Origin of the sequence: Paraburkholderia sp. SIMBA_054 (genome assembly GCF_046534875.1) — a bacterium.
Classification (GTDB): domain Bacteria; phylum Pseudomonadota; class Gammaproteobacteria; order Burkholderiales; family Burkholderiaceae; genus Paraburkholderia; species Paraburkholderia hospita.
This window is the reverse complement of the sequence record NZ_JAWRXV010000874.1, coordinates 1-268: the sequence shown is the minus strand read 5'-3', so window position 1 is coordinate 268 and position 268 is coordinate 1. Positions and strand designations below refer to the sequence as shown.

Genomic DNA, 268 nt, shown 5'->3' with positions numbered 1-268 from the left:
CGACAAATAGGGAGATCACGCCATGAACAAGCCCCTGAACGAACCACAAGCTGGTAAGACCGCAGGCCGTGGCCGCGTTTACGATTCCATCCTCGACACAATCGGCAATACACCGCTTGTGCGCATTGACAAGTTCGCCAAGGAAAAGGGCGTGGAAGCCAATCTTCTGGCCAAGCTGGAGTTCTTCAACCCTCTGGCCAGTGTGAAGGACCGTATCGGTCTGGCGCTGATCGAAGCTCTGGAACGCGACGGTCGCGCCGTACCGGGC

At 57.8% G+C, this 268-nt stretch carries 1 protein-coding gene; it reads left to right on the top strand.

All coding sequences use genetic code 11. The features are described 5' to 3' along the window. Positions 1-22 precede the first annotated feature (22 nt). The coding region (locus tag SB822_RS57625) for a pyridoxal-phosphate dependent enzyme (RefSeq protein ID WP_410859177.1) at positions 23-268 on the top strand (246 nt) is incomplete at its 3' end.